Origin of the sequence: Caulobacter sp. KR2-114, assembly GCF_049446115.1 — a bacterium.
Taxonomy (GTDB): Bacteria; Pseudomonadota; Alphaproteobacteria; order Caulobacterales; family Caulobacteraceae; genus Acaudatibacter.
Genome location: NZ_JBMSEC010000001.1, coordinates 49679 through 76470, shown reverse-complemented (window position 1 = coordinate 76470; position 26792 = coordinate 49679). Strand labels below are relative to the sequence as shown.

Annotated in this window: 16 protein-coding genes; 11 read left to right on the top strand and 5 right to left on the bottom strand. The window is 71.9% G+C overall.

The genetic code is table 11. From position 1 onward, the window contains the following. The 4 genes from ACO2Q3_RS00265 (at position 1) to ACO2Q3_RS00250 (ending at position 6164) form a co-directional block, all read left to right on the top strand. Entirely contained in the window at positions 1 to 2382 is a 2382-nt protein-coding gene (locus tag ACO2Q3_RS00265) for a putative bifunctional diguanylate cyclase/phosphodiesterase (protein WP_423304317.1), read from the top strand. A 26-nt stretch (positions 2383 to 2408) separates the two neighbouring features. Continuing rightward, positions 2409 to 3677, top strand: a complete 1269-nt coding sequence (locus ACO2Q3_RS00260; protein WP_423304316.1) for a hypothetical protein — start codon at positions 2409 to 2411, stop codon at positions 3675 to 3677. A gap of 161 nt (positions 3678 to 3838) precedes the next feature. Then, positions 3839 to 5314 (top strand): CHASE2 domain-containing protein, encoded by a 1476-nt coding sequence (locus ACO2Q3_RS00255; protein ID WP_423304315.1) that lies wholly within the window; start codon positions 3839 to 3841, stop codon positions 5312 to 5314. Next, on the top strand, positions 5298 to 6164 hold the full coding sequence (locus tag ACO2Q3_RS00250) for a hypothetical protein (protein ID WP_423304314.1): 867 nt from the start codon (positions 5298 to 5300) through the stop codon (positions 6162 to 6164). The genes ACO2Q3_RS00255 and ACO2Q3_RS00250 overlap by 17 nt, the downstream gene beginning before the upstream one ends. A 144-nt stretch (positions 6165 to 6308) precedes the next feature. Here the strand turns inward: ACO2Q3_RS00250 and ACO2Q3_RS00245 are convergent, their stop codons facing one another. After that, positions 6309 to 9332 (bottom strand): CHAT domain-containing protein, encoded by a 3024-nt coding sequence (locus ACO2Q3_RS00245; protein WP_423304313.1) that lies wholly within the window; start codon positions 9330 to 9332, stop codon positions 6309 to 6311. A 249-nt stretch (positions 9333 to 9581) separates the two neighbouring features. Between ACO2Q3_RS00245 and ACO2Q3_RS00240 the strand changes: the two genes are divergently transcribed. The 3 genes from ACO2Q3_RS00240 to ACO2Q3_RS00230 all read left to right on the top strand — a co-directional run bounded on the left by ACO2Q3_RS00240 (position 9582) and on the right by ACO2Q3_RS00230 (position 17745). Next, positions 9582 to 11312 (top strand): ShlB/FhaC/HecB family hemolysin secretion/activation protein, encoded by a 1731-nt coding sequence (locus tag ACO2Q3_RS00240; RefSeq protein ID WP_423304312.1) that lies wholly within the window; start codon positions 9582 to 9584, stop codon positions 11310 to 11312. Then, the gene (locus ACO2Q3_RS00235; protein ID WP_423304311.1) at positions 11309 to 17140 is read left to right on the top strand and encodes a filamentous hemagglutinin N-terminal domain-containing protein; all 5832 of its coding nucleotides are present in this window, start codon (positions 11309 to 11311) and stop codon (positions 17138 to 17140) included. Before ACO2Q3_RS00240 ends, ACO2Q3_RS00235 begins: the two co-directional genes overlap by 4 nt. 92 nt (positions 17141 to 17232) lie before the next feature. Continuing rightward, positions 17233 to 17745 (top strand): hypothetical protein, encoded by a 513-nt coding sequence (locus tag ACO2Q3_RS00230; RefSeq protein WP_423304310.1) that lies wholly within the window; start codon positions 17233 to 17235, stop codon positions 17743 to 17745. Here the strand turns inward: ACO2Q3_RS00230 and ACO2Q3_RS00225 are convergent. Then, a complete protein-coding gene (locus ACO2Q3_RS00225) occupies positions 17742 to 18695 on the bottom strand; it encodes a LysR family transcriptional regulator (RefSeq protein ID WP_423304309.1) in 954 nt (317 codons plus the stop codon). The two genes, ACO2Q3_RS00230 and ACO2Q3_RS00225, sit on opposite strands and share 4 nt — an antisense overlap. A gap of 139 nt (positions 18696 to 18834) precedes the next feature. On the opposite strand from ACO2Q3_RS00225, the gene ACO2Q3_RS00220 reads away from it, so the two are divergent. Genes ACO2Q3_RS00220 through ACO2Q3_RS00210 form a run of 3 tightly spaced genes read left to right on the top strand, consistent with a single transcriptional unit; the run spans position 18835 to position 22922 of the window. Next, a complete protein-coding gene (locus ACO2Q3_RS00220; protein ID WP_423304308.1) occupies positions 18835 to 19932 on the top strand; it encodes an HlyD family secretion protein in 1098 nt (365 codons plus the stop codon). A gap of 16 nt (positions 19933 to 19948) precedes the next feature. Further along, entirely contained in the window at positions 19949 to 21475 is a 1527-nt protein-coding gene (locus ACO2Q3_RS00215) for a DHA2 family efflux MFS transporter permease subunit (RefSeq protein ID WP_423304307.1), read from the top strand. Continuing rightward, entirely contained in the window at positions 21459 to 22922 is a 1464-nt protein-coding gene (locus tag ACO2Q3_RS00210; protein ID WP_423304306.1) for an efflux transporter outer membrane subunit, read from the top strand. The genes ACO2Q3_RS00215 and ACO2Q3_RS00210 overlap by 17 nt, the downstream gene beginning before the upstream one ends. 35 nt (positions 22923 to 22957) lie before the next feature. Here ACO2Q3_RS00210 and ACO2Q3_RS00205 read toward each other — a convergent pair whose 3' ends face one another. Further along, the gene (locus ACO2Q3_RS00205) at positions 22958 to 24409 is read right to left on the bottom strand and encodes an alpha/beta fold hydrolase (RefSeq protein WP_423304305.1); all 1452 of its coding nucleotides are present in this window, start codon (positions 24407 to 24409) and stop codon (positions 22958 to 22960) included. Positions 24410 to 24530: 121 nt separating this feature from the next. Here ACO2Q3_RS00205 and ACO2Q3_RS00200 point away from each other — a divergent pair, with 121 nt between their 5' ends. Continuing rightward, entirely contained in the window at positions 24531 to 25445 is a 915-nt protein-coding gene (locus ACO2Q3_RS00200) for a LysR family transcriptional regulator (RefSeq protein ID WP_423304304.1), read from the top strand. Here the strand turns inward: ACO2Q3_RS00200 and mug are convergent. Both mug and ACO2Q3_RS00190 read right to left on the bottom strand, forming a co-directional pair. Further along, positions 25442 to 25966 (bottom strand): G/U mismatch-specific DNA glycosylase, encoded by a 525-nt coding sequence (gene mug, locus ACO2Q3_RS00195; protein WP_423304303.1) that lies wholly within the window; start codon positions 25964 to 25966, stop codon positions 25442 to 25444. The genes ACO2Q3_RS00200 and mug overlap by 4 nt on opposite strands. Further along, positions 25963 to 26580 carry a TetR/AcrR family transcriptional regulator gene (locus tag ACO2Q3_RS00190; RefSeq protein WP_423304302.1) on the bottom strand — a complete coding sequence of 206 codons (618 nt, stop codon included), beginning with the start codon at positions 26578 to 26580 and terminating at the stop codon, positions 25963 to 25965. The genes mug and ACO2Q3_RS00190 overlap by 4 nt, the downstream gene beginning before the upstream one ends. Between the last annotated feature and the right edge of the window lie 212 nt (positions 26581 to 26792).

Genomic DNA, 26792 nt, shown 5'->3' with positions numbered 1-26792 from the left:
ATGCGCCTGCCGAAGTTCCGGCATCTGCGCACCCGGCTGGCGGTGCTCTACGCCGCCCTGTTCGGCGTCGCCCTGACCCTGATTTCCCTGGCCGTCTACGGCGCCGTGACCAGCAACGCCGAGCGGGTCACCCGCCAGCAGCTGGCCGCCAGCGGGGCGGTGTTCGACCGGCTCTGGTCGATGCGCTCGCAGCAGCTGGAAGACGGCGCCGGGCTGCTCTCGCGCGACTTCGGCTTCCGCGCCGCGGTGGCGACGCACGACAAGGCGACCATCCAGTCGGCGCTGGAGAACCTGCGCCGGCGGCTGGGCATCGACGAGGCCTTCATCGTCGGGGTCGACGGAACCGTCATGGCCTCCGACGACCGCCCGCTGGGCGACGCCGCTGCGGCCGTGAGCGGCGCGGCGCAGAACGAGGATGCGCCCGCCGGGGTGCTGGTGATGAACGGCCGGCCCTTCCAGGCGATCGCCGCGCCGATCCTGTCGCCCACCCTGACCGGCTGGGTGGTGTTCGCCGGCCGCCTCGACGACCGCGAGATGACTTCCCTGGAGCGGCTCTCCGCCATCCCGCTCGACGCCATGGTGCTCGGGCGCGACGGGCGCGGCGGCTGGGTGTCGTCGAACGCCGGCTTCAAGGCCGCACAGATGCGGACCATCGACCGGTTCATCGCCGCCAGCCGCGCCGGGAAGGGCGAGCCGGGAGATCTTCCGTCGGCCGAGGGCCCGGCGATCGCCCTGGCCAAGCCGTTGAAGGCGATGGGCGGCGGCGCGCCGGCGGTGCTGTTGCTGCGCTATCCCCTGGCGCGGGCGCTGGCGCCCTACCAGGCGCTGACCGGGGTGATCCTGGTCACCGGGTTGATGGGGCTGGCGCTGGTGTTCGCCGGCAGCTGGGCCCTGGCGCGCAGCGTCACCCGGCCGATCTCGGCGCTCGAGGACGCCGCAAGACGGCTCCAGGCCGGTCAGGACGCCAGCGTCACCGTCGACACCCGCGACGAGATCGCCCGGCTGGCCGACAGCTTCAACGCCATGGCCGCCGAGATCGGCGAGCGCGAACGGCGCATCACCCACCTGGCCATGCACGACGGCGAGACCGAACTGGCCAACCGCCTGGGCCTGGAAAAGCACCTGACGGAGCTGCGCCGGCGCGGCGCGGACGGGGTGATGGTCGCGGCCGTCGGCGTGGAGCGCTACGGCCACCTGCGCGCGGCCATCGGCTATGAGCAGGCCGGCGCCCTGGTGCGCGAACTCGGCGCGCGCCTGGCGCGGCGCATGCCGTCCGCGGTCATCGCCCGCCTGTCCAGCGATGTGCTGGGCCTGGCCTTCCGCGCCACGGACGACGCCGCAGCGACGGCGCTCTTCGCCGGCCTGGTCGACGGCCTGGAGGCGCCGGTGCGGCTGGCGGCCGCGACCGTGGACGTCGGCGTCACCGTCGGCCTGGCCGGGCAGCCGGCCGAGGCGCCGCAGGGCCTTTCGGCCGTGGAGCGGGCCAACATCGCCGTCGAGCAGGCGCGCGCCGCGCGGCGCAAGATCGCCGTCTTCGACCCGGCCGCCTACGGCGATCCGGCCAGCAACCTGTCGATGATGAGCGAGATGCTGGAGGGCCTGAAGGCGGGGCAGCTGGTGCTGCACCATCAGCCCAAGCGCGACATCCGCAGCGGCCGCATCTGCGGCGTCGAGGCGCTGGTGCGCTGGCGCCATCCCACCCGGGGCCTGATCGCGCCGGACCGGTTCATCCCGCTGGCCGAAGAGACCGGCCATATCCGCGCGCTCACCGACTGGGTGCTGGCCGAGGCCATCGAACATCAGGCGGCCATGCGCATCGCGCGGCACGAGCTTGAGATGTCGGTCAACATCTCCGGTCGGCTGCTCAGCGACCCGGACTTCGGCGACACGGCCCTGCAGCTGGCGTCCCGGGCGGAGGGGGCGCTGTGCTTCGAGGTCACCGAGACCGCGGTGATCGAGAACCCGGAACTGGCGCTGGGGCTGATCGAGCGGTTTTCCGGCGCCGGCCTGCACATCTCGATCGACGACTACGGCTCGGGCCTGTCGTCGCTGGCCTATCTGAAACAGATCAAGGCCAACGAACTGAAGATCGACAAGGCCTTCGTGCTGAACGTCGCCGACAGCCAGCGCGACGCCCTGCTGGTGCGCTCCACCGTCGACCTGGCGCACAGCCTGGGCCTGAAGGTCACCGCCGAAGGGGTCGAGACCGAGACCGCCTACGCGATCCTGGCGGCGATGGGCTGCGACGTGGCGCAGGGCTACCTGATCGCCCGGCCGATGCCGCTCAAGGAAGTGTTGACCTTCTTGCACGAAGATAGACGCGTGAATTCAGCCACTTCCGTCGGCTGGTCGACGCCCCTGGCGTCCAGCGGCGGCGGGTAGCTCGCGCCGAGGGGAGGGCGCCGGCCATGCGGCTTGCGGCGCTGACACCATTGAGCCTGGCCTGGGCGCTGGTGGCCCAGATCGCCTGGGTGTCGCCCGCCTGGGCGCAGGCCGACATCCTGTCGCCCGACACCCTGCATGGCCTGGTCGACCTGCGACTGTCCGCGGCCGACGGCGAGCCCGCGTTCACCGACGGCGGCTATGGCAAGGCGCGCTACGGCGGCGATGCGCGCGGCGGCTATCGCGCGCGCCTGCAGGTGGCGGAAGCGGCGCTGGAGTGGCGTCCCAGACTGAACTGGGCCTGGAGCGCGGTGGTCGATGTCACCGCCCAGCCCGGCCAGGAACACCCGGTCGATCTTTCGCAGGCCTATGTGGTGTTCAAGCCGGTCCCCCGCTCCGACACCCGCTTCCAGGCCCGGTTCGGCCTGTTCTACCCGCCGATCTCCCTGGAGCACGACGCCCCGGTCTGGGGCGTGACCGACACCATCACCCCGTCGGCGATCAACAGCTGGGTGGGTGAGGAGGTCAAGGTGGTCGGGGCCGAGGCGCAGGTGAGCCGCGACTTCGGCGAGCAGCAGCTGTCCCTGACCGGGGGCGTGTTCGGCTACGACGACACCGCGGGGACCCTGCTGACCTATCGCGGCTGGGCGATGCACGACCTGAAGTCCACCGCCAACGGGTCGTTCCCCCTGCCGCCGCTGAGCCCATTCGCCGCCATGGTGCAGGCGACAGACAGCTATTCCCAGCTCGAGATCGATCACCGTACCGGCTGGTACCTGCGCGGCGAGTGGCGGCCGTCCGACGCCTTCGCCGTCCACGTGTTCCACTACGACAACCGCGGCGACAAGGTCGGCGTCACGCCGGACCTGCAGTGGGCCTGGGCGACCCGGTTCACCGAGGTCGGCGCCCGGCTCGACCCCGCGCCGCACACCCGGGTGCTGGCCCAGGCGATGGTCGGGCGCACCGAGATGGGCTTTCCCACGGGCGACGGCCTGTTCGCCGACGTCAGCTTCCACGCCGCCTACGCCCTGGTCTCGCACGACGTCGGCCGCGCCACCCTGACCGGGCGCATCGATGGCTTCGACGTGGTCGATCACAGTCTGACCACGATCGACAACAACGACGAGCATGGCTGGGCCCTGACCGGCGCCTGGCGCCTGGCGCTGTCGAAGCACGCCGACCTGCGCCTGGAGGCTATGAAGATCTGGAGCAGTCGCCCCTCGCGCGCCACGGCCGCCGAGCCGGCCGCGCAGGCGCAGACCGTGCTGCAGTCGTCGCTGCGTCTGTCGTTCTGAATCGACGCCCGGGAGGCGTTCCGACTCCATCGTTCGCCGACCGACGATTGCAAAGCTCGCCGAGGCGAAGCATGACAGGACATGGCCCGCCGCCGTCCCCATCGTCAGTGCGTTCCCCGTTTTAGCGCCGCACCCCTTCGCGTGATGAGCGCCGACGCCTGATGGAGGGCAACGACCGCCCCATCGTCCGCGCCCTGGTGCGGGTTCGCCAGCACATCGCGCGCATGGGCACGTCTCGGCGATTCATCGTCTCGTTCCTGGCGGGGCTGGTGGTGCTGGGGGCGATGCGCATCCCGGCCGTGAACCGCTCGATGTTCGGCCAGCCCGATCGCGAGATGATGCAGAGCGCCTTCAAGATGCGCGCCGACCTGATCCGCAAGGGCGACCCGGCGATGCTGATCGACGTCGACGACCAGACGATCTCGTCGGTGGGCTCGGCCAGCGGACCGCCGCGCGCGCCCTCCGCCACCGCTCCGCGCGGGGTGATCGCCGACACCCTGGACTACATCCGCACCGCGCCGGGCGGGAAGGGCGCCCGGGCGGTGATCGTCGATGTCGACTTCGCCACCCCGACGCCTGGCGACGAGGCTGGCGCGGCCAAGCTGCACAAGGTGCTGCAGGACTGGGGCCACACACCGACCGCGCCGCCGCTGATCCTGGCGCGGCAGGCGTTTCCCGATTCGGTGCTGGGCGGCGACGGCTCGTCGATCGTGCTGCCGGCCACCGATTTCGACGACGTGGTCGTGCCGGCGCCCAACATCTTCTGGTCGCAGGTCAAGATGATGGCCGACCAGGACGGGGTGGTGCGCGAGTTCCTGCCCTACGAGTGCGTCAAGAATCCCGGCGGCTCTCCGGTGCTGTATTCGGCGGTGCTGCTGGCCTACGGCTTCCTGCAGGACGGCAAGATCCCGCCGGGCTCACCGGCCCAGCGCTGGCTGGACAAGGCCAAGACCGATTGCGCCAAGCCGCAGGCCGAGGCCGCCAGCCACGGGGAGCTGATCAACTACCACCTGTCGCTGGGCAAGGGGGAGAACAGCCGGGTCTGGCCGGACCTGCCCCCGGACTGGAAGGGCTTCGCCAACTGCGGCCCGGGCGCCGACCACGCCGTGTTCCGCCGCATCTCCGCCGCGGACGTGGTGGCCGCCGGCCAGAACGCCAGCCACGACCTGCTGTGCGGGCGCCTGGTGATCGTCGGCGGCACCAATGCGGTGGCGGCTGACTTCGAGCAGACCCCGCTCAACGAGATGGCCGGCCCGATGATCATCGCCAACTCAGTACGGGGGCTGGAGCTCTCCGACGGCGGCCTCAAGCGGGTGCCGCTGTGGATCCAGCTGACCACCCTGCTAGTGGTGTCCTCGGCCATCACCTACGGCTTCCTGGTCACCGGGCGAATCCGCGAGCACTACCTGAACCTGCGGACCCGGCACCGCGGGCGGCACTTTCTAATCCGCCTTCGCCTGCTGCCGTTCAATCCGGTGGTGCTGAACTGGGCGTTCGCCTTTGCCGCCCACTGGACGGGCATAGGCCTACTTCTGATATCCTTGGATCACGGCTATTGGGGCTATCTCTCCGCGCCAGCATTCGCCTCCGCGGCGGTCGGCGCCATGCAGGAATTCGCTGATGACGAAGAAGATTGAGCGTCTGTTGCTGGCCGCAGGCGCGGCCGTCGCGGCCCTGGCCTTCGCCGGCGCCGCCCAGGCAGCGTGCGTGGGGGCCGGCGTGGTCACCCGCATCGACGGCAACCCGGCCGGGGTCAACATCGCCCGCGCGGGCGCGGCGGTTTCCCGGCCGCGGGTGCTCGAAGTGGTCTGCGTGGGCGATCGCATCGCCGCCACCGGCGACACGCGGCTGACCCTGTCCCTGGACGGGCGAGGCGTGGTCAAGGTCGACGCCAAGGCGCCCTTCGTGGTGGCCGCCCGGGCGGGCGCGCCGACCATGGTCGGCAACGCCTACCGCGCGGTCAACGATCAGGTGATGCCCGACATGAAGCGGCTGCCCTGGGATGTGCGCCTGAAGGGCGGCGCCGACAGCTTCGGCTTCGCCCTGCCGCAGCTGGCCGCCGGCAGCCAGGAGCTCTCGCCGGGCCCCCGCGCGCTGCTGGTGCGGCTGACCGGCGGCGCCGGACCCTACAAGGCGACGCTCAGTGGCCCAGGCGGCCAGGTGCTGGGCGAGGCGTCGGGCGCCGGCGATCTTGTGTTCGCCACCATCAGCTTCGCGCCCGGGCGCTATCATCTGGCGGCGACCGACGCGTCGGGCGGGGCGGTGCAGGCCGACTTCACTGTGTCCGCCGGCGCGCCGGGCCTGCCGCAGACCTATGCCGCGCTCAGCGATCCGGAAGTCCGGGCCGCAGCCACGGCCTGCGCCCTGGCGCGGGCCGATTCCGCCACCCACGCCCTGGAAGCCGAGCAGGTGCTGGCCGCCGCGCCCAGCAATGGCCTCGACCGGGCCCGGGTGTATGCCCTGATCGAGAGCTACGGCCTGGACTGACGCCACTCTCTGTCATCCCGGAAACGCGGAGCGTTATCCGGGACCGCCGGAAGCGCTGGCGGATGACGGGCGTGGCGAGCGCCCGCGCCTGCCGCGGTCCCGGATATCCGCTTTGCGGATTCCGGGATGACAGTGGGGGGGGCGTTAGGCCCCCGGGCCCACCAGCTTGGCGCCGCCGTCGCCGATCAGCACGAAGCCCGACCAGTAGAAGGGGTGGGCGGTCTCGGCGTTGTCGTACAGGCTGGCCTGGGCGGCGTTGAGCGCCTCGGCCACGGTCCGGCCGTCCCGCGCGGCCGTACGCAGCAGCACGTCGGTCTGCAGCGCCGAGGCGCTGGCGTCGATCTTCCATTCCGTGGCCAGGACACTGGGCGCGCCGGCGTAGATGAAGGCGCGGGCAAGGCCGGACAGGGCCTCGCCACCGTCGGTGAGGGCCGCGCCGGTGACGTGCCCGCCGCCGGCCGTGTCGCAGGCCGATAGCACCACCAGCCGCGCCTTCAGCGAGCGATCGAGCAGCTGCGAGGCCTCGATCAGGCCATCGCCCTGCGGCCCCACCGAGGTCAGCAGCGCCGGCTCGGCGAAGCAGGTCGACAGGCCCAGAACCCCGTGCGTGGCCAGCACCAGCACCTGGGCGTTGGCCACGTCCGAGGCCTTGAAGAAGTCGTCGTCGGTGAAGGCGGCGCCCAGGGTGGCATGGCCGTCCGCACCGAACGCCGCGGCGGCGTCGCGCGCCTCGGTGGCGGTCTCGGGCAGGGCCTGCAGGCCAGTCAGCGCCCTCTGCACCTCGGCGCGGCAGCGCTCGGAGAGGCCGTGCGCGGCGGCGATCTGCGCGGCCGCACGGGCGGGGTCGGGCCGGAAGTCGCCGAACGCCACCACGTTGGGGATCGGCGCCGCGCCGCCGGCCTGGCGGGTGCGCACGAAGGCGGCCGGACCGAGGGCGGTGTCCAGGGCGTGGTGGCGGGCGAACCAGTCCACGCCGGAATAGTCCTGGTCGAGGGCGATCTGCTGCAGGTGGGCGTCGTCGATGTCGCTGACGATCAGCGCGCCGGCGGGCAGGGCGGCCAGCACGCCGCCGCCGTCCAGGTGCAGGGTGCGCAGGGGGCTGATGATGGCCGCCACCGGCTCGAACATCGCCCGGTAAAGCTTGCGGGCGGCCAGGATGTCGAAGTCCGGCAGGCGCCGACCACGGATCACGGCGCTGGTGCGAAGGCCGGTGACCAGCCGGTCGGCTTCGCCGGCGCCGAGGGCGATGCGATAGGGCGTCACCCCGTCGCGGGTGACCACCGCGCCATAGCCTCCGGCCTTGGCCAGCACCACCCGCACATAGCCTTCGCCCGGCCGCAGCACGGCCTGCAGGTCGCCGGTGGCGACCTTGGGATTGAGCAGTTCCAGATAGCGGGGCGAGACGGCCCGCACCTGGTTCTCGGCCGCGAACATCAGCTTTGCGGCGGCGTCGGCCGCCTTGTCGGCCTTGTCGAGGTCTTCCGAGGTCGCCTCGGCGCCCGACAGGCGCACGCGGCGGGACAGGGCCGCGCGGTAGGCGCGCTGGGCGTCCTGGTAGGCGCGAACCGTGTCCCCGCCCTTGCCCTCGCCGAGGCGGGCGGCCAGCTGGGCGGCCGCGCGGGACGCCGCGCCGTCCCAGACCAGGCTCAGGGTCTCGAAATATTCCCTGGCCAGCGCCGGGTCGCCCGTGCGCTCGTATTCGCTCAGCAGGGCCTCGATGTGCCCGGAGGCCACGTCCGCCGGCATGCCGGGCGCCTCGCTCTGGCGCTCCAGGATGGTGACCGCCGCCCGGCCGGTGGCGAGGGCCTCGGCGCGCTGGCCCGCGGCCCACTCAGCCCGCTCCAGCGCCAGCATCAGCCGCGCCTCGATGCGGGTCTCCGGCGCCAGCTCGCGCACCCGGCGAAGGCCGTGCGCCGCCTCGGCCGCCGCCGCCGCGGCGTCGCCGCGCGCCAGGGCCAGGGTCGAGCGTTCCTCATAGATCTGCCCGGCCAGCCAGGCGGGCTGGGCGGCGCTCTGCGACAGCTCCGCCAGGGCGCGGTCCAGCAGGGCGCCGGCGTCTGCCTGGCCCAGGGCGCGGGCCGCCACGGCGGCGATCTCGTCGGCCTGGGCCGACAGCACGCGGGCCTTGTCGGCCGGGGTGATGTCCTCCAGCGCCGCGACGATGGCGCGCTGGCGCTGGGCGGCCGCCCGGTCCTCGATCTGCATCGCATCGGCGCCCGTGATGCGCGGTCCGCCGCCGGGCTTCGGCGCCCCGCCCAGGGTGCGCTCGCGCTCGATGTTCGCCGCCAGCGCCAGGCGCCGGGCGGCGGCGTTGTCGCCGCGGTTCAGGGCGTCGATGGCGCGGTAGTTCGCGATCTTGCTGACCAGCAGCCGGTCGCCGGCGCCCGCAGCCTCCGCCTCGGCGCGGTCGAACAGGTCGGCGGCGTCCTGAAAGCGCCCGCCGTTGGACAGGTTCAGGCCGATCTCGCCCAGGATCTCGGCCTCGCCAGCCTTGTCGTCCGGCGCGGCCTTCTGGTGTGCGCGCAACAGTTCGCTGAAGTCGCGCTCCGACGCGCCGAAGCTCCAGGCCACGTTCTGCTCGTAGCCGCGGCGGCGCAGCAGCTCGTAGTTGAAGGCAGCGCCCTGGCCGGGCGGGCCTTCCGGGTAGACGGCCTCGATCTCCTTCAGCCCGGGCGGGCTCTGCGCGGCCGCCGCGCCCGCCGTCTCGCCGAGCGTCGCCCGCGCCGCCGCCAGCAGCGGCGCCCAGTCGGCGGGGAAGGCGGTTCCGTAGGCGGCGCGACCCTCCGGCGACACGGCGATCAGGCCGAATCGCGCCGGACCGGTGTCACCGTCCGCGCGGCGGCAGGCCACCTGGCGCACGATCAGAGCCGGGTCGGCCGAGACCAGCGGCGACGCGCCGGCGCAGGTTTCCGCCAGCTTCGCGGCCGCCTGATCCGCGCTCGCCACCGCCCGCGCCGTGCCGGTGGGCGAGTCCCACGCGCCGCAGTAGACATCGACGGCGCTGGGCGCCCCGGCGCCCTCGAAACGCCAGACGCCATGACAGGCCTGCGCCTCGCGGTTCTGGCCCAGCGCCATGTCCTGGTAGCTGCGGGCCTGGGCGGAGGGGGGCAGGGCGACCGCCAGGGCGGCCACGGCCGCGATCAGGGCGGCCTGGCGGCTGAAACTCACGATGGTATTCCTCTGCGCAGACCTAACGCTGTTAGGCGAATAGAGCACGGCCGCTCGCGCCGCGTCGAGAGGCTTGGCCGGTGCGCAGATGGCCGGCGTCGGCCTGGGCAGGCCTGAACCCGGCGGTGCTTTTTTCGCGCGCAGGGAGAAATCCACGCATGCGGGGCCTGGACGCGACGCCGAAACATGTTGCAATAACAACGTTCGCTACCGTTGTGCGCCTTTGGGCCGGTGGCTTGGAGGACTGCCTTGAAGGCCATCGGCGCGAGCCTAGCGTTCGGTCCCATTTTCGCGGCCGTGATTCCGGCGGTGGCGCTGGCGCAGGGCGCGACGCCGCCGCTGTCGTCCACCGTCGACCCCACGGCCGCCCTGCCCAAGGTCGAGTCGCCGTCCGCGCCGCTGCAGCCTCCGGTCATCGACCGCACCACCGTCCCGCCCTCGGCGCAGGACCTGCGCCCGCAGTTCACCCTCGAGGCGGTGCGCTTCGACGAGGCCACGGCGCTGCCCGCCGCGGCGCTGGAGCCGGCCTGGGCCGCGTATCGCGGCAAGCCGGTGACCCTGGCGGACCTGCGCAAGATCGCCCGCAAGGCCGAGGCGCTCTACGCTGCCGCCGGCTATCCCTTCGTCGCCGTCGTGGTCACCCCGCAGGCGGTCGACGCCGGTGTCGTGCACATGCGGGTGGTCGAGGGACGGGTGTCGAACCTCACCGTGCTGGCCAAGGACCCCGTCGCGCGGCGCCAGGCCAGCGCCGCCTTCGCGCCGCTGATCGACGTCAAGCCGCTCTCCCTGCCAGCCATCGAAGGCGCCTACCAGCGGGCGCGGGACATTCCCGGCCTCGCCCTCGCCGGGGCCCTGCGCCGCGGCACGGTTCCCGGCGGCATGGACCTGGTGGTGCAGGCCAAGCGCGAGGAATGGCGGGTCTACGCCAACGTCAACAACCTCTATCCCGACGCCAACGGCCCGTGGGGCGCCCTGGTGGGCGTCGACCACTTTGGCGGCTCGGAGTTTGGCGACCAGACCTCGCTGCAGGCCTACACCTCGCTGGACGGCGGGCGCCAGGAGGTGGTGCGCCTGACCCATCAGCAGCGGCTGAACGCTTCCGGCACGACCCTGACGCTGATGGGGCTGGGCGCCTGGGCCAATCCCAAGGGCGCGGTCGCGCCGCTGGACATCGCCACCAACGTCGCCACCGGCCGCTTCGCCATCAGCCAGCCGTTCGTCGAGCGCACGAGCCTTTCCGTGGTGGGCGAGGCGGCGTTCGAGATCGATGACCAGAAGACCAAGCTGTTCAAGACCATCGGCATCTCGGACGACGAGCTGCGGGTGCTGTCGGCCTCGCTGCGCGCCGAGTGGCGGCCGCGCCAGGGCGGCCAGCTGAGCGGCTCGGTGGAGCTGCGCAAGGGCCTCGACATCCTGGGCGCCTCGCACAGCGGCGACACCAACCTGTCGCGCCTGGGCGCCGATCCGCAGGCCTTCGTCGCCAAGTTCAAGCTCGAGGGCGAGACGCCGACGGTGCAGAGGCTGAGGCTGTACGGTCGCCTGGAGGGCCAGGACTCCGACCATCCGCTGACCGCCCCGGAACAGTACGCGGTCGGCAACCTGTCGATCGGCCGCGGCTACGAGCCCGGCGCCGCGTTCGGCGACAAGGCCATCGCCGGGGTCGCCGAGGTGCGCTTCGGCCCGTTCCCGGTGGCCAGCCGGTTCCGGCTGGAGCCGTTCGTGTTCTACGACGCCGCGAGATTGTGGACCCTGACGCCGGGGGCCCACACCACGATCGACGTCGCCTCCTACGGCGGTGGCCTGCGCATCGACATGCCCGGCCGCGGGCGGCTGGAGATGACCTACGCCGTCCCGCACGAGCCGCCGCTCGGCCACGGCCAGCCGGTCCCGGGCTCGCGCTTCATGGTCAACCTGACGGTCGGCCTCACCGACGCCGTGTCGATGCTTACCCGTTCCGTGTCCAAGGGAGGCGGTCGATGACCCGCCCTGCAGTCCTTCGTTCCCCTTCGCGTCGGGCCGGCCTGCTGGCCGCCTGCGCCGCCTCTGCGCTCGGCAGCGCCGTGCTGTGGGGCGGCGACGCCTGCGCCCTGCCCACCGGATCGACCGTCCAGACGGGCACCGCGACCGTGACCACGGCCGGGTCCGGCAAGGAAGTCGACGTCAACCAGTCCAGCCAGCGGGCGTTCATCGACTGGAGCTCGTTCAACCTGTCGGCTGACGAGATCGTCGCCTTCAAGCAGGCGCTCGGCGCCAGCTCGATCACCTTCAACCGGGTGACCGGCGAAAGCCTGACGACGATCCAGGGCTCGATCACCGCCCCCGGCGCGGTCTGGCTGTTCACCCCCTCGGGCCTGATCATCGGTCCGACGGCCAAGATCAACGTCGGCGCCTTCGTCGCCTCGACCGGCAACGTCGAGCCGAATTTCTGCGGTTCCGACTGCGGCCCGAGCGGACCGGGGGCGTTTCTTCCGTTGACGGATCATTCGGTGCCGATCTTCGGCGCCACGGCGCCGATCACGGTGCAGTCCGGGGCGACGATCAACGCCGGCAACGGCTTCGTGGTGCTGAATTCCGAACAGGTGACGCAGAACGGCCAGATCACCGCCAGCGACGCGGTGGGCTACGTGCTGGCCGATGCGCCGACCATCAGCTTCACCGACACCAACGCCAGCGGCTCGGTGCAACGGCTGGGCGCGATCGACGTCAGCGGCTCGGAACAGGCCGACGCCAGCCTGAACCATGGCGGCTCGACCACCGGGGCCTGGGTGCAGGTCGCCGCGCCGGACGAGGCCGCCGGCGGCGATTCCCCGTTCGCCGGGGTGATCAACATGTCGGGCGTAACGCAGGCCACCGGCGTCGCGCCGGCCGGCACGGACCAGGCCTCGGTGCTGCTGGTCGGCGTCGACACGACGGTCGCCACGCCGATCACCGGCGGCAATCGCAGCTTCGCCATCGACGCCTCGGGCGGCAGCATCGGGGCCGCCAACGGCGGGCTGTTCTTCACCGGCTCCAGCGCCCGCCTCGGCGCCGTCAACGTCAAGGGCAACCTGGACGGGGCGGTGGACGGCGACCTGGCCCTGACCGGGACGACCGCCGCGGCCGACGTCTATCTGGCCGGCGACACCATCACCGTCGGCGCGCCTGGCGTGTTCAGCGGCGACGTGGACCTGGAGTCCGGCAGCGACCTGACGATCGCCGCCAACGCCGGCGTCAGCGCGGCAGGGGCGGTCACCGTCAACGCCGGCGGGGCCGTGACCCTCGGCGCCGGCTCCGTGCTGCGCGCCGACAGCGGCGGCGCCGGCTCGGCGAGCCTCAGCCTGGGCGCCGGTTCCGTGAGCGCGGACGCCTCGTCGGCGATCGTCGCCGGCCCGGCCAGCGGCGCGCCCACCAGCGACCTGACCATCGTCGCCGGCCAGACCGTCACCCTGGGGACCACCGGCGGCGCGACGGTCTATCTGGAAGCCGACGGCGGCGACCTGACGTTGCTGGGCCCCTCGACAGCCAGCGTGCTGTTCCACGCCTGGGCGCCGAGCGGCGCGGTGGTGGTCTCCGCCGACGTCACCAGCCAGGGCGCGATCGAGATCGACGGCGGCAACGCGATACAGGCCGATGCGGGCGTGACCCTGCGCTCCAACGCCGGCGGGGGACCCAAGGGCGGCATCGACCTGACCACCTACGACCTGGAGCTGGATCCGACCTCGGCGCTGATCGCCGGGCCGGTGACCGGCGCCCCCGTGGGCGACGTGCTGCTCAGTGGCTTCAACACGGCCAACATCGGCAAGGTGACCGGTCACGACGTGACCGTGGACAGCTATGGCGACGTGACGCTGGGCGGCGACGTGCTGGCCACCGGCAATGTGTCCGTCAGCCAGTACTCGAACGGTGACTACTACGACATTCCCGACAGCATCACCGTGGGCGCGGGGGTGAAGGTCGCGGCCGGTGGCTTTGTCGATGTCGAGAGCGTCTCGCTGATCACCCTGCAGGATAAGGCGGTGTTGCAGTCCAACACCGCCAGCGGCGGGGGAGACATCTGGCTGGAGTCGTTCGCGGTGGACGCCGCGCCGACGTCGCTGCTGTCCGCCGGGCCGGTGACCGGTCCTGGAACCGACGCCGTCACCGTTTATGCCGACGGGGGCGACCTGAAGGCCGGCAACATCGTCGGCACGGATGTCCATCTGGAGGCCGACGCCGGCGCCAGCCAGTGCCCCGACTGCGGGTTCGGCGAATTCGGTCCGGTGTTGGGCGCCGGCAGTGGGGGCAGCGTCTACCTGGAAGGGACGATCAAGGCGGCGGGTCGCTTCGATGCGATCAGCGACTTCGCCGACGTGCACGCCGACGGCGCCGTGACGGCGGCCGGGGTGGTGAACGTCAACGCCGCCGGCGACATCCTGGGTGGTCCGGGGATGGCGATCATCGGCGACACCAGCGGCGCGGGCTCGGCGTTGACCCTGACCGCCAGCGGGGCGATCAGCCTAGACGCCGCCAGTTCGCTGCAGAACGGCGCCACGGCGGCCCATCCCACCGGCAAGGTAGCGCTCACGGCGCTTGGCGGCGCCATCGACACCGGCGCCATCGCCGGCACGGACGTGACCCTGAGCACCGCCGATGCGGTCACCGTCGGCGGAGCCCTCTACGGCTCGACCAGCGTGTCCATCGATCCCACGGACGTGACCCTGAACGCCAACGTGGCCAGTGGCGGCGCGCTCGACATCGCCGCCGACAACGCCATCACCCTGGGCGCCGGCGTCACCGTCAGCGCCGGCGATCACCTGAACCTCACCGCCACCACCATCGCCACCGGCAAGGGCGCCGTGCTGCAGTCGGATTCCGACGGCGACGGGGCGGGCGACATGACCCTGACGGCCCAGTCGGTCAGCGGCGGCGTCAGCCTGATCGCCGGCAAGGACGCCACCCATCCGTCGGCGGCGATCACCGCCGACGCCAGCGCCGGCGGCCTGGATCTGGGTGGGGTGACCGGCGACGTGGTGGCGCTGACCGGCGAGGCGGGCGACGTCACCCTGGCCGGCCCCTCGGCGACGGGCGCCGCCCTGACCGTGAAGGCGGTCGGCGGGACGATCACGCTTGGCGGCGGCGTGACCGGCGGCGGGACCATCGACCTGACAGCGGACAAGGCGATCATAGTGGCGCCGGGGGCGGTGGTCGGCGCCGCCGGCCACCTGAACGCCACCGCGGCCAGCATCAGCATCGGCGCGGGCGGCGGCTTCGCCTCGGACACCGACAACAGCGGCGGCGGCGACCTGACGCTGGCGGCCAGCGGCGATGTCACGGCCGCGCCGGGCAGCGCGCTGGCCGGTCATGGCGGCAACGTCAGCGTGACGAGCTCCACCGGAGCGCTGACCCTCGGCGCGGTCTCCGGCAATGGCATTACCCTGTCGAGCGCCAAGGATCTGGCGCTGGGCGGCAACATCAACGCCGCCGGGGCGCTTTCGGCGACCAGCACGGCCGGGCAGGTCCAGGTCCAGTCCAGCCTCGCCAGCGGTGGCGACATGACCCTCGACGCCCACGCCGCCCTCGGCTTCGCCACCGGCGTGACGGTCTCGGCGGGGGGGCATCTTGACGGCGAGGCGACCACGATCACCCTCGGCGCGGGCGCCACGGTGGCCTCCGACGCCCAGCACAAGGGCGGCGCGCGCACCCTCACGCTGCATGCGGCCACCGGCGACATCACGGCGGGGGCCGGCGCGCTGGTCGACGGCGGCGCCGCCGCCGCGAGCGTGACGAGCGACCAGGGCGCGGTGACCCTGGCGTCGGCCTCCGGCGGCAGCCTGACGATCTCTGCGGCGAAGGCGGCGACGCTGAACGGCGCCATGACCGCCACGGGGGCCATCGCCGTCAACGCCCAGTCGATCGCGGCCAATGCCGGGATCACCGGCGGCGACATCGACCTTCAGGCCGGCCAGGGCATCGCCGTGGCCTCCGGACAGACCTTCAAGGCCGGTCGGGACCTGACCCTCGGCGCCGGCGCGGCGATCACCTTGGCGGCCAACGACCAGCTCCAGGGCGATGCGGCCGGAACCGGCGCCGGCGGCGTGTTCCTGTCCGCCGACAGCATCGTCGCGGACCCCACCAGCCTGCTGCTGGCGGGCGCCAGCCCGGCCAGCCCTTCCGGCCAGGTCAATGTCCAGGCCAGCGGCGACGTGAATCTGGGCCAGGCGACGGCGGACCAGGTATTCGTGTTCGGCGGCGGAGACGTGACCCTGGCCGGCGCCGTGCAGGGCGCGCACGGCGTGTTCGTCGACCCGGGCGACCTGACCATCCTGGCCAATATGTCCAGCGGCGGACAGATCTACCTCGCCACCGGCTCCGGCGGCGTGCTGACCGTCGGCTCCGGCGTCAGCGTGACCAGCACCGGCGATCAGGTGGCGCTGATCTCCGACGGCGACCTCACCATCGGCGCCAACGCCAGCGTCACCGGCGTGTCGCTGCTGGCGCAGACCCAGGGCGTGCTGCACCTGGCGAGTGGGGCGACGTTGAACACCACCGGCCAGGCGACCGCGCCGACCTGGCCGATCGTGCCCACCACCGTCGTCAACCAGGGTGAGGGCGGGCTGGTCGTCCGGGGACTGAACATCGCCGCGGCAGGGCTGGACCTGCAGGGCTCGATCGTGGCGGGCAAGGCCGGCGCGCGCGACGATGTCTACATTACCGCCCTGGGGGCGCCGCAGTCTGTGGTGGTCGGCGGCGCGGACGCCTCCGGCGGGTTCCACCTGTCGAACGCGGCGATCGGCCGGATCACGGCGCGCAACCTGGTCGTCATGGCAGGGCAGGGCGAGGGCGGCGCCAACGCCGACATCCTGGTGCAGGACCTGACGCTGAACTCGGCCCAGCTCGGCGCCCTGGCGCTGGGCACGGACAGCGGGCACAGCATCGATGTCACCGGCGCCGTGGCGCTGCAGGGTGGCGGCCAGGTCGACCTGCATCTCGGCTTCGCGCGGGCGGCCTCCACGACCGTGATCGGCGGCGGCAATACCGACGCGCCGCCAACCCAGCAGCCACAGACCCTCCTGACCGGCTATGTGCCGGGCGAGATCGACGTCAGCGGCTCGCTCGGCACGGCCGCCGCGCCGTTCCAGACGGCGGTGCTGCTGGCCCGCGACGACATCTTCATGGGCTCGGCGGACTTCATCGCCGCGGCGAAGGCCGACGCCAAGTTCGACGCCGGCAAGGCCTCCGGCGCCTATGCGATCGACACCGGCCACGTGTTCCTGGCCAGCCACGACCTGGAGCTTGGGGCCGAGGGGCGCATCATCCAGCAGAACACCGGCGGTCAGCTGCGCTACGCCGGCCTGGTGTTCGACACCCCGACCAGCGGCCATGAGCTGATCGCCAACCCCACCAGCCTCGACGGCCAGGATTTAGGCGCCGGCAATGACGGCGGGGGCTGGACGCCGAACTATGCGGCGGGTCCGACCCGGGTCGACGTGTTCGGCCTGGTCACCCGGCCCAACGGCACGACCACCAACTCGGTCGATGCGGCGATGGAGGCTGGTCTCTCGGCGCCCGCGATCGCCGACGTGAGCCAGTACAGGATCAACACCTGCGTGTTCGCCACCCGCTGCCTGACGGCCCCGCCGCCGCGCATCGAGGTCCCCACCGACGAGGTGGTGCAGGCGCAGGCCGCCGCCGACTCCTCATCCGCCTCGGCCTCCCAGACCCCCACCGGCTTTGCCCAGTCGATTCAGATCGACGACACCAGCGACGACGAGAAGAGCGCCAACGGCGCGCCGGTCACCGGATCGGGCAACGGCGACCTGTGGACCGGGCCGCCCTCGACCCCGCATTGAGGCTCGCCGGCCGCGGCGCCGGGGCGGCGGCTCTGGCCTCCCGGCGGGCGATGGCGTAGGCGGGCGGGGATGCTGCAACTGTCCGGGCGGTCATGAGCCAGATCCGCAAGTTCTCGTTCGTCTACGACGCCGCCGAAGATCGGCTGGCCTGCGACACCGAGCTGACCGACGACGCCACGGCGCGGCTGTGGCTGACCCAGCGGTTCTGCCGCGGCTTCGTGCTGGCCATCCTGCCGATCCTCGAACGCAGCGTGGCCACCGACGAGGCGCACCAGGCGCTGGTGCAGTCCTGGGAGCAGGTGGCGGCCCTGTCGGACTTCGGCCAGACCCCGGCGGTGGAGACCACGGCGCAGTCGTCGGTCGGCCTGGTGCACTCGGCGCACCTGACGCCGCTCGAACGCGGCATCGACATCGCCCTGGAGTTCAAGGCCCTGGAAGCCGGCGCCGACGGCGTACAGAGCATGGCCCTGGCCTTCCCCGAGGTGCGCCAGATGCTGTCGGCGATGCACAGCCTGCACCTGGCCGCCGGCTGGCCGGTGGACGGCTGGCCGGCCTGGATCACCGATCCGGCGGCGCTCGCGGCGCCGGCGGACTCCGTGAACTAGAGCTCGGCGCAGACGTCCAGCAGCAGCTGCCGCATCCAGGCAATGGCCGGGTCACCCAGACGGTCGGAGCGGTACAGCATGTTCACCTCCAGGGTCGGCGAGGCGTAGGGCGGGGCGATCAGCTGCAGGCGCCCGCTCTGGGCCGAGATCAGCGCCAGGCGGCGGGGGATCAGCGACACCATGTCCGAACGCGCCACCACCGCCAGGGCGGCGTAGGTGTCGGGCACGGTAACGCCGATGTTGCGGGTCAGGCCGCGCCGCGCCAGCTCGCCCTCGAAGGCGCCGGCGTCCTCGTAGCTGGAGCGCATGCTCAGCCCCCGCCGTCCGCCCCCCAGCGTCGCGCGCCGGCTGGCCACATGCACGTGCGGCGTCGCCACCAGCCGTTCCAGGTTCACCTCGCCCTCGGTCAGGGGATGACCCGACCGCACGATCCAGGCCAGCTGTTCCTCGATCAGCACCTCCTGGCCGAAGCGCGCCGGCACGTCGTCGAAGGCGGCGATCACGAAGTCGATCAGGCCGGCGTCCAGGCTCTCGACCAGGTCGGCGGTGATCTCGCTGATCTCCAGGCGGGTGTTCGGCGCGACGCTGGCCATGCGTCCGACCAGGGCCGGCACCAGCACCGAGCAGCTGTACGGTCCGGCGGCGATGGTGAAACGGCGCTCGGACACCCCGGGGTCGAAATCCGCCGGGGTGACGGCGGCCTGCAGCGACGCCAGGGCGGCGTGCAGCCTGGGCCCGATCTCCATCGCCCGCGGGGTCGGGGTCATCCCTTGCGAGTCACGCTGGAACAGTTCGTCGTCCAGGGCGTAACGCAGGCGGTTGAGGGCGTGACTGACGGCGGACTGGCTGAGGCCCAGGCGGGCGCCGGCGCGGGTGACGCTCTTCTCTTCCAGCACCGCGTCGAACACCCGCAGGAGATTGAGGTCGAGGGCTGAAATATGCACGGTCATCATAGCGCCTTTGACGAGTTTTCATTTCCATCATGCGCTCCCGCCGCGTAGGCACAAACCATAAAGACGCCACGTTTCGCCGCCGGGCGGAGCGGAAGGTGTCGCTTGCTCATTTCTGTATCCGTAGGGGATGGTCCGCGTGAGTGACGCCACGGCAAGTCGAAAAGGCGGATTCTGGCAGCGCTGGCGCTGGCCGCTGATGATCGGCGGGCCGGTGCTCATCCTGGCGGTGGTGGCCTATTTCGTGCTCACCGGCGGGCGGTTCGAGAACACCGACGACGCCTATGTGCAGATCGGCAAGGCGCCGATCAGCCCCAGCATCGGCGGCCGGGTGATCGAGATCGACGTCAAGGAGAACCAGCCGGTCAAGGCCGGCCAGGTGCTGTTCCGGCTCGACACCAGCGACATCAACGCCGAGCTCGATCGCGCGGCGGCGCAGCTGGCGTCGGCCAATGTGCAGATCACCACCCTGCAGGCGCAGGAGAACCAGGCGCAGGTGGCGCTGAACACCGCCCAGCAGACCTCGGCCTTTGCCGCCAAGGAGGCCGCGCGGCAGCACGCCCTGGCCGACGCCGGGGTCGCCTCCAAGCAGCAGGTCTCCGAGGCCGACCACCAGGCCGATCTCGCCCGCCAGCAGGTGGCCAGCGCCAGGCAGCAGCTGGCGGCGGCCCAGGCCCAGCTCGGCCACGGCGGCGGCGGCGCCCCGCCAGCGGTGCTGCAGGCCCAGGCGGCGCTGCGCACGGCGCGCACCAACCTCAGCCACACGGTGGTGGTGGCGCCGGTGGACGGCGTCGTCACCCGGGTCGACCAGCTGCAGCTGGGCGCCTATCTCAACGCCTCGCAGGTGGCCTTCTGGCTGATCTCCGGCGACCCGTGGGTCGAGGCCAACTTCAAGGAAGACCAGCTGGCCAAGATGCGCGTCGGCCAGCCGGCCGAGATCAAGATCGACGCCTTCGGCAAGCGCAAGCTGGAAGGCTATGTGGCCAGCTTCAGCCCGGGCACCGGCTCGGCCTTCTCGGCTCTGCCGGCCCAGAACGCCACCGGCAACTGGGTGAAGGTGGTGCAGCGCCTGCCGGTGCGGATCGCCTTCCGCAACCCGCCGCCGGGCGTCGCCTCCAGCGCCGGCCTCTCGGCGAACGTCACCGTCGACGTGCGCAATCCCAATCCTCCCAAGCCGCCGGCGCCGGCGAACGGTCCCACCCACGCGGCCGTTTCCTCTCCGCAGGCCGCCCAGTAGCAAAGCGTTTCGCGCCATGGCTTCCGCCAAGGACATCGCCAACCGGGTTCCGATCACCGTCTGCCTGATGCTGGCGACGGTGATGAATTCGCTGGACTCGACCATAGCCAACGTCGCCCTGCCGCACATCCAGGGCAGCGTGTCGGCGTCGCAGGACCAGATCACCTGGGTGCTGACGTCCTACATCGTGGCGACGGCGATCATGACCCCGCTCACCGGCTGGCTGTCGGTGAAGTTCGGGCGCAAGCAGGTGTTCGTCATCTCGATCGCCGGCTTCACCATGGCCTCGATGCTGTGCGGGATCGCCACCAGCCTGCCGGAGATCGTGCTGTTCCGGCTGCTGCAGGGGGCCTGCGGCGCCGCCCTGGTGCCCCTGTCGCAGGCGGTGGTGCTGGACATCTTCCCGCCCGAGCAGATCGGCCAGGTGATGGCCCTGTGGGGCGCCGGCGCGATCCTGGGGCCAATCCTGGGACCGGCGCTCGGCGGCTGGCTGACCGACAACCTCACCTGGCGCTGGGTGTTCTTCATCAACCTGCCGATCGGCATCCTGGCCTTCCTCGGCGTCTGGGTGTTCATGGATTCCGAGCGAAGCCACCAGGGCCGGCCGTTCGACTTCCTCGGCTTCGGCGCCCTGGTGCTGTTCATCCTCGGCTTCCAGCTGGTGGTCGACCGCGGGCCGACCCAGGACTGGTATTCCTCCAGCGAGATCTGGACCGAGACCATCGTCGCGGTGATCGGCCTCTACCTGTTCATCATGCAGACCCTGACGGCGAAGCATCCGTTCTTCGACCGGGCGCTGGCCCGGGACCGCAACTTCGTCACCTGCACCCTGTTCGGCATGTTCATCGGCGTCTTCCTGTTCTCGACCATGGCCCTGCTGCCGCCGATGCTGCAGAACCTGATGGGCTATTCGGTGCTCGAGAGCGGTCTGGTGACCATGCCGCGCGGCGTCGGCTCGTTCCTGGCGATGTTCATCGTCGGCCGGCTGGTGGGCCGGGTGGACACGCGGGGCATCCTGTTCGTCGGCCTGTCGCTGAACGCCTACGCCATGTGGCGGATGACGCATTGGGACATCGCCATGGGCCAGATGCCGATCATCAGCGCCGGGGTGATCCAGGGGCTGGGCATCGGCCTGCTGTTCGTGCCGCTGTCGACCCTGGCGTTCGCCACCCTGAACCCGGCGCTGCGGCCCGAGGCGACCTCGGTCTACACCCTGATGCGCAGCCTGGGCTCCAGCGTCGGCATCTCGATCATGCAGGCGCTGTGGACCTCGAACACCCAGGTGGTGCACTCGACCATCGCCGGTCGGGTGATCCCTGGCGACACCGTGCTGAACGCCAACCTGCCGCCGCCCTTCGACCCGGGCAGCTCCGGCGGCCTGCAGGCGCTGAACGGCGAGGTCACGCGCCAGGCCGCCATGGTCGCCTATGTCGACGATTTCTGGCTGATGCTGCTGATGACCCTCGGCCTGATGCCCCTGCTACTCATCATGCGCACGCCTCGGCTGCGTTCCACGGAGATGGTCCATGTCGCGGCGGATTAGACGTCAGGGCGCCGCGACGACGGCGCTGATCGCGATCCTCGGCGCGGGCCTTGCGGCCTGCACCACGGTCGGGCCGAACTTCCAGCCGCCCGAGGCGCCGAAGGCCGGCGGCTACGCCATGGCCGGCGATCGCGCCACGCCGGTCGCGGTGCTGACGCCCGAGCAGCGGGTCCTGGGCCCCTGGTGGCGGGCGCTGGGCGATCCCCAGCTGGACGCGGTGATGACCCAGGCGCTGGCCGACAACCAGACCGTCGCCGAGGCCGAAGCCAACCTCGCCAAGGCGCGAGAGCAGGCGACCGGCGTGGAAGGCAGCCTGAAGCCGCAGGTGGACGCCAAGGCCAACGCCGCGCGCGAGCGGATCAACATCCAGTCATTCGGCTTCACCGGGTTTCCCAACCCGACGATCAACCTGTTCTCCATCGGCGGAGACGTCTCGTACGACCTCGACCTGTTCGGTGGCGGCCGGCGCAGCGTCGAGGAGGCGCGCGCCCGCGTCGACCTGCAGGGCGAGCGCGCCGACGCCGCCTATCTCAGCCTGACCGGCAACGTGGCCATGCAGGCGGTGCGCATCGCCGTGCTGCGTGAACAGATCGCCACGGTGCAGGCGATCGTCGCCGACGACCGGACCAACATCGACATCATCCGCAAGGCCGAGGCGGCCGGGGGCGAGCCGCAGTCGGCGACGGTGGGCGGCCGCGCCCAGCTGGCCGCGGACCTGGCGCTGCTGCCGCCGCTGAACCAGCAGCTGGCCGAGGCGCGCCACGCCCTGGCGGCTCTGGTGGGCAAGGCGCCGGCCGAGTGGAGCGCGCCGGACTTCGCCCTGGCCGGCTTCGTCGCGCCCGCCAGCGTGCCCGTCAGCCTACCCTCGGACCTGGTGCGCCGGCGCCCCGACATCCTGGCCGCCGAGGCCGACCTGCACGCGGCCACCGCGGACATCGGCGTGCAGACCGCAAAGCTCTATCCGGACGTCCGCCTGACGGCGGACCTGACCCAGAGCGCGCTCACGCCCGACAAGCTGTTCTCGTGGGACGCCACCGGCTACACCCTGGCCGCCGGCGTCACCGCCCCGGTGTTCCATGGCGGCACGCTGAAGGCCAACCGGCGGGCGGCGGAGGCGGAGGCCAGGGCCTCGCTGGCGCGCTATCGCCAGACCGTGCTGACCGCCTTCACCCAGGTGGCGGACGTTCTGTCCGCCCTGGCCAACGACGATGAGCGGCTGAAGGCGGTCGCCCTGGCGCAGTCGACGGCGGAGGCCAACCTGAAGGACGCGCGCTCGGCCTACACCATCGGCGGCGGGCCCTATGTCGACATCATCACCGCGCAGCGCCGGCTGAACACCGTGCGTCGCGACCTGCTGGACGCCCAGGCGCAGCGTCTCGGCGACATGGTCAAGCTGTTCACCGCTACCGCCGCCGACTGGCGCGAAGACAAGACCGCCGCCGGCTAGAGCCGGCGGCGGTCGCTGCGCAGGCGGCTCTCCCGTCAGGTCGAGGCAGGTCCGGCGGGGGCCAGGAAGGCGACGTCGATCTCGGCGCGCGACAGCTGCGCGACGCTGTTGACCAGCGTCTTGGATGCGGCGGCCAGGGCGATCGCCACCACCGCGCGCCGGTCGTAGCCGGCGTTCAGCAGCGCCGCGACGTCGCTGTCGGAGACCTGGGTGCGGCCGAGGGTCAGCGCCCGGGCGAAGCGACGGACCGCCTCCAGCCTGTCGTCCGGCAACGGCGCGCCGCGGCGCAGGGCGTCCACGATCGCTTCCCCGGCCCCCAGCCTTCCGGCCAAGGTCGCATGCACTGCGACGCCGTAGTCGGCCGCGTTGGCGTGGCTGACCGCGGCCAGGGCGACCTGCTGGGCGATCGGATCGAGCGAGCCGGTCTGGCCCAGGGCCTGCAGCATCGAGAGGTAGATGCCGAGCACGGCCGGTTCGGCGGCCAGCGCGTAGCCCAGCGTGGGCACGAAGCCGAACACCGCCCGCATGGTCTCGAAGTGCGGCGCGGCCTCCGCCGGCGCGGCCGCCTCGGTCAGCTCGCCGAACAGCGCGGGCCCCTGGCGAACGTCGAGCACACGCGCCAGGAAGCGCAGCACGATGCGCGCCGCCTCGTCCAGGTGCGTCTCCAGCGGGAAGTGGCCGGCGTCCAGGAAGTGGACCTCGGCCTCAGGATTGTCGCGGCGATAGGCGAGGGCGCCCTCGGGCAGGAAGAACGGGTCGTTGCGCCCCCAGACCGCAAGGGTGGGTGGCCGGTGCGTGCGAAAATAGGCCTGGAACCGCGGATAGGCGGCCAGGTTGCTGCGGTAGTCGCCCAGCAGATCCAGCTGGATCTCGTCGTGACCGGGCTGGTCGAGGACGTGCTGATCGAGGGTATAGCTCTCCGGCGCGACCAGGCTCGGGTCGGCCTCGCCGTGGTGGTACTGGAAGCGGGTGGTCTCGGAGGTCAGGAAGCTGCGCAGCGCCTCGCGGTTCGTCGGGCTCGGATCGTCCCAATAGGCGCGGATCGGCGTCCAGCCGGGCGACAGGCCTTCCTCGTAGGCATTGCCGTTCTGGCTGATCAGGGCGGTCACGCGCTCGGGCCGCGACACGGCGAGGCGGAACCCGACCGGCGCGCCGTAGTCGAACACATAGAGGGCGTAGGTCTGCAGTCCCACGGCGTCGGTGAAGTCCTCGATCACCTCGGCCAGGTGGTCGAAGCTGTAGCCGAAGCGGCGTGCGTCCGGGGCGTCGGAGAAGCCGAAGCCGGGCAGGTCGGGGGCCAGCACCCGGTACTTTCCGGAGAGCCGCTCGATCAGTCCCCGGTACTGGTGGCTCGACGAGGGAAAGCCGTGCAGCAGCAGTACGGCCGGCGCATCCTTCGGTCCGGCCTCGCGGAAGAACAGGTTGAGCGGCGGGCCGCCGCGGCGATCGGCAACGGCGACGGTCTGGTGGTGGGGAGCATGGGACACAGGGGGATCTCCTTCAAGCGGCGCGCGGATGCGGGCTTGGGGAAAAACTTGTCCCTTCCATACTGCCTGGGATAGAGGCTGATTCCTGGATGCATCTTCTCGGAATTTGGGAGGCCTGTAGATGGACCGTCTCGAGGCCATGTCGCTGCTCGTGGCCGCCGTCGATAGCGGCAGCCTTTCCAAGGCCAGCCGGGCGCTGGGGCTGCCGCTGGCCACGGTCAGCCGCAAGGTCGCGGACCTCGAGGCCAACCTGAAGACGACCCTGCTGATCCGCTCATCCCGGGGACTGGAGCTGACGCCGGCCGGCCGTGACTACGTCGTCGCGGCCAGGACGATCCTGGAGCAGGTGGCCGAGGCCGAGCGCGCGGCGGCCGGCGAATACGCCGAGCCCAAGGGCGAGCTGGTGGTCACGGCGCCGACGATGTTCGGTCGCCTGCACCTGTTGCCGGTGGCCACGGCGTTCCTGTCGACCTATCCCGACGTGGCCGTCGGCCTGATGCTCACCGACCGGGTGACGCACTTCCTCGACGACCAGGTGGACGTGGCGCTGCGCATCGGCGCCCTGGCCGACAGCAGCCTGGTTGCGACCCGGATCGGCTGGCTGCGCCGGGTGATGTGCGCCAGTCCCGACTATCTGGCCGCTCACGGCGCGCCGGACGCGCCGGAGGACCTGGCAGACCATCAGGTGATCTCGTTCGACGACGCGCCGGTGCAGACGGCCTGGAGCTTTTGGCAGGGCGGGGCCGAGGTCTCGGCGCCCTTCCGGCCCCGCCTGAGCGTCACCACCATCGAGGCGGCGATCGATGCCGGCCTGGCTGGCGCCGGGCTGGTCCGCGCCTTGTCGTACCAGGTCGCCGAGGCGGTGCGCGACGGGCGGCTGCGCGTGGTGCTGGCGGACTTCGAGCCGCCCCCCAGGCCCGTGCACCTGGTCTACAACCGCCAGGCCCGCATGCCGCTCAAGCTTCGCGCCTTCGTCGACTTCGCTGTCCCGCGGCTGCGAGAGCGGCTGGAACTGACCACGCTCCAGGCGAGCTAGGGGCCCTCGCCGTCGGCGAACGCCGCCGCGTACAGGTCGCGATAGGCCGCGACCAGCTGATCCAGGGTGAAGGCCAGGTTGCGTCCGCTGGGATTGGGCAGCACCCAGACGCGCGAACCCTCGAAGGCGCCGGGCTGCGGCCCCCAGGCGATGCGGCGCTGGCCTGAGAGGGCGGACCAGGCGGGCTTGCCGAGGAAGGCGACGTGGCCTGGCGCGTTGCGGGCGATCTTGCGGCCGAAGGCTGCGGCCGCGGCCGCATAGTCCTGCCGGGTCAGGTCGCCGGCCCCGGCCGTCGCCCGCTCGACCACCGCGGTGACGCCGCAGCCGAATTGCAGCAGCATCCGCTCGTCCTCCGGCGCGAGTTGCTGGGGCGTGAAGCCGGCCAGATGGATCGCCCGCCAGAAGCGGTTGCTTCGGCCCGCGAAGTTGTGACCGGCCGTCGCCGCCGTCAGTCCCGGATTGATGCCGCAGAACAGCACCTTCAGGTTCGGCGCGATGACGTCGGCAAGGGCGCCGCTCATCGGCAGATCACGCCGACGGCCCGGCGCGCGAGGGCCAGCAGGTCGTCGCGGGTCGCCCCGGCGCGGGCGCGCACCGCCAGGGTGTGCATGGTGGCGGTGGCCAGCACCGCCAGCGCCTCGGGGTCGGCGTCGCCGCTCAACTCGCCGGCCGCCCGCGCCGCGCGCAGGCGGGCCTCGAAATCGGCGTCGAGCCGCCGGAAGCCGGCGGTGACGATGCGCTGGATCTCGGCGTCCTCCGGCGCTTCCGTCAGGGCAGTGCCGACGACGAAACAGCCCCGCGCGGCCTCGTCCGCCGAGAAATAGAGGTCCAGCGCCGCCTCGTAGGCGTTCATCAGCGCCGTCTCCAGCGGGGCCGCGTCGAGGGCCTTGCCCAGGGCGGCGAACTTGGCGTCCCAGTAGGCGCCCAGGGCCTTCAGGTAGAGGGCGTGCTTGTCGCCGAACGCCGCGCGCAGGCTGGGGCGGTTCATCCCGGCGGCGGCGGAGATCTCGTCCAGCGAGGCGCCGGCGTAGCCGGTCTTCCAGAACACCTCCGTCGCCCGCTGCAGAGCGGCGTCGGGGTCATATTCCCTCGGACGGCCGCGCGGCCTTGCCTGAGCTTTTTCTTTTTGTCCCATGCCGAACAAAATCCTTGACGCCTGTCTCTCGCCTCCATATTTGTCCGCCGTCGCATAAAAAGCAATGGCGACGTTCGCGGGCGATGGCGCCGCGGCAGCGGAAGGCGGATGGATCATGCACAAGGGGACCGGCGCGACGCCCGATGGATCGGCTCCGACAGGGCAGGGCGATCCTGCCGGGCGAGCGGCAGGAGCATGGCGCGGGCGGCTTC